Source organism: Myxococcus sp. AM009 (assembly GCF_013372605.1).
Lineage (GTDB): Bacteria > Myxococcota > Myxococcia > Myxococcales > Myxococcaceae > Myxococcus > Myxococcus vastator.
On sequence record NZ_JABXEP010000310.1, the window covers coordinates 1 to 3,271 of the forward strand.

Consider the following 3,271-nt stretch of genomic DNA (forward strand, 5'->3'; position numbering starts at 1 on the left):
CCCCCACCCCTGACTCCGCCACCTGCCGGGCGAAGCGCCGCGCGAACGGGAGGAAGCCCTGGTCCGGGTGACGGCTGCCTACCATGGCCAGCCGGCGCCGCGGCAGCCCCGGCACGCCCCGGTAGAAGAGCACCGGCGGCGCGTCCTCCACCTCGGCCAGCCGCGCGGGATAGGCCGCCTGCCCCTGGAACGCCACCTTCATGCCCGACGTCCGGCAGGCTTCCCAGACCCGCCACGCCACCGGCGCCAGGCGCTCCACGGAGGCGAGCTTGCGACGAACCTGTGAGGAAACCGGCGCCTGGGACACCCAGTCTCGCACCGGAGTCGCGCCGAGCGGCGCCAGGCCTCCGTCCGCGAACGCGCGCAGGGCGGCCAGCGTCCTCGGCCCCAGGCCGGGAACGGCCCAGAGCGCGAGGCATGCTTGCTGCTCCGCCGTGAGGCTGTCCGTCTCAGCGTCCGCCATACCCGTCCCCCGCTCGATACCCACCTATATAGAAGGTGGGGCCGCTGGGAGGGGCGCGACACATAAACACCGGACCGCCACCGGTCAAGCACTCAGCCCCTCCATCCGAGGGGCGCATTGCACTTTTCCTGCCGCCGCTCAGCGGCTGGCCGAGGCCGACGCGCCCGGGGCCATGTAGGCGCGGTCGCCGGGGACCATTTCCTCCAGGGAGCGCATCATGAGGCAGTTGGAGGTGCGCTCCTTGACCTCGGTCACCATGCACCCGCCGATGTTCCGCCAGGGGTAGGCCTGCTCCTCCTTGGACGGCTTGCGCACGTCGTGGCCCAGCACGTGGCGGGACGGGTCGCCCTTGCGGAGGATGGTGAAGGTGTTGCCCAGCTCCACGCCGTCCGCGCTGCCCTTGTCCACGACGATGCTGTGGTTCTCACCCAGCACCGTGAGGTACGGCACCAGGGCGGTGATGACGGTGCCGTCCACCTTCTTCGTGTTCGGCTTCGGCGCCACGCGCTCGGTGAGGCGTTCGCCCACGGGGCCCACCAGGTCACCACGCTCAATGCCGTCCCAGGTGTCCATGATCTGCGCGGTGACGATGCCGTCGCCCACGCGCTGCACGCGCAGGGTGCCCACGAAGTCGGTGAGGTAGCCCAGCGGGCGCCCGGTCGCCGGGTGCTTCACGGCCTGGGTGGTGTGGTAGACGACGTAGCGGTCCCCCACCTTCACGTCCCCCTTCCGCTTGAAGCGCACGTAGACGCTGTCCGGGAAGGAGAGCATCACCGCGTTGGAGGGCGAGCCTTCGATGCGGCCGGCCTCGTCCAGCTCGCGCTGGGTGACGAAGCCCTGCGTCGTCACGGGGACGGAGCCGGCCACGTCGTAGCCAATCTTGCCCGTCACCGTGACCTGGTCGTTGGAGGCGAACTCCGTCGGAGCCGTGATGTCGCCCTCGTCGACCACCATCTCCGTCACCTGGGTGGGGACCTCCTCGCCCGCGGCGAAGAAGCGCACCTGGTTGCCGGGGTAGATCCAGTGCGGGTTGGCGATCTCCGGGTTGTAGGACCAGACCTTTGGCCAGTACCAAGGGCTGCCCAGGTAACGCTGGGACAAGTCCCACAGCGTGTCACCCGACTCCACGGAGTGGACCTCACCAGGCGCGCTCTCACGGCCCCGGGGCGCGCCGGGCGGAATGGCGACGGAGGTCGGCGGCGCGGAGTCGGGCGCCTCGTCCATCACCTCGGCGCCGCCCATCTCACCGCCCGTGTCCTGCTCTTCCTCGTTCTCCTGCTGGGCGTACGCGGTGGGCGCGACGGCGAGGCTCAACATCAGCGAGGTGAGAATCCGGGAGCGCATCGCGGGACGTCCTTTCGAAAGAAACATCACTGGGGGATCGCGGCGAGCCGCTGTTCCGCCTGGGTAGCAGCCGCCGTCCCCGGGAACTGGGTGACGACGCGGGTGTAGAGCACCTTGGCATCCGCGGCCTGGTTGAGCCGCATCCGGCACTCGGCGAGCCGGAGCATGCCGTCCAGCATGGCGTCCCCGGCGGGATACGTGTTGATGAGCCGCTCGAACGTCTGCGCGGCCCCCTTGAACTCGTGGAGGCCAATCTGCCCCAGCCCGCTGAAATAGAGCGCGTTGTCGGCGCGCGGGTGACGCGGGTTGTCGTCGGCGAAGCGGCGCAGCTTCTCCACCCCGCCCTCCACGTTGCCGGTGCGGAGCATGTTCACGGCCTTGTCGAACTCCGCGTCGAGCACGTCGGGGTCCTGCTGCGCCCCCGCGTCCTCGTTCGACGCCACCATGGTCGCGGCGGGCCCTTCCTCCGGCGCGGGGCTGATGAACATCTCCATCTGCTCGTCGTCCGGCTCCAGCACCGCCACGGCGGTGGGCAGCTTCGGCGCGGGCTCATGGCGCGGCTTGAGCTTCACCACCGCCAGCTCCGGCGTGGCGCCCAGCGACTCCTCGGCGGACGCCTCCACCTTCACCGGGATGGGGCGCGCTGGCGGGCGCTCACTTGAGGCCCCCGCGCGCGACACGGCGTCATGCGCCTCCAGCCGGGCCACCCGCTCCACCAGGCGCTCCTGGGACGCGCGCAGCGTGCGCAGCTCGGAGCGCAGCGCGCTCACCTCCGCCTCCGAGGAAGCGGTGGTGGCGCAAGCACCCAGCGCACACAGGGGCGCGGCGGCGAGCAGACGGAAGATGACGGAGCGCGCGGGCACGGGCCTTCTTCAGCAGAGGGGTCCCCCCGAGGATAGGAAGGCCCGTCGGAGAGCGTCAAGAAATCGGCCCCCCACACCGGGTGGCTAGAAGCGGTGTACCACGTAATTGAGGTGCCGCCCCGTCCGCCCCGCGTCCCGCCGGTGGGAGAAGAAGCGCGCGGGCTCACACGCAGTACAGGCCTGTAGCACCTCGACGTGGGCCGGCTTGAGCCCGGCCCCCACCAACGTCCGGCGCACCGCGCGGGTCAGGTCCAGGCGCGGCCTTCCTTCCACCCACCGCACCACGTCATCCCCGAAGCGCGCGCTGAAGCGCCGCGCCAGCTCCTCCGACACCTCGTAGCAACAGACCTGTATCGCCGGGCCCACCGCCGCCAGCAGCCGCTCCGGCCTCGCGCCGCGGGCCACCAGCACCTCCACGGCGCGCGCGCTGATGTCCGCGTCCGTGCCGCGCCAGCCGGAGTGCACCGCCGCCACGCCGCGCCCGTCCGGGTCCACCAGCAGCACCGGCACGCAGTCCGCCGTGCCCACCGCCACCCAGCTTCCCGGTGCCTGCGTCCACAGTCCGTCCGCCTCCCCCTCCGTGGGGCGCAGCCCCTGGGCC

4 protein-coding genes are annotated in these 3,271 nt (G+C 71.5%); all 4 read right to left on the minus strand.

Going from position 1 to position 3,271, the window contains the following annotated elements; all coding sequences use genetic code 11:
• On the minus strand, nt 1–463 hold a 463-nt coding region (locus tag HV824_RS35335), incomplete at its 3' end, for a DNA-processing protein DprA (RefSeq protein ID WP_176425231.1).
• Nucleotides 464–601: 138 nt separating this feature from the next.
• Nucleotides 602–1,807, minus strand: a complete 1,206-nt coding sequence (locus tag HV824_RS35340) for a LysM peptidoglycan-binding domain-containing protein (protein WP_176421546.1) — start codon at nt 1,805–1,807, stop codon at nt 602–604.
• Nucleotides 1,808–1,833: 26 nt separating this feature from the next.
• A complete protein-coding gene (locus HV824_RS35345; protein ID WP_176421547.1) occupies nt 1,834–2,670 on the minus strand; it encodes a tetratricopeptide repeat protein in 837 nt (278 codons plus the stop codon).
• A gap of 84 nt (nt 2,671–2,754) precedes the next feature.
• On the minus strand, nt 2,755–3,271 hold a 517-nt coding region (pgeF, locus tag HV824_RS35350), incomplete at its 5' end, for a peptidoglycan editing factor PgeF (protein WP_176421548.1).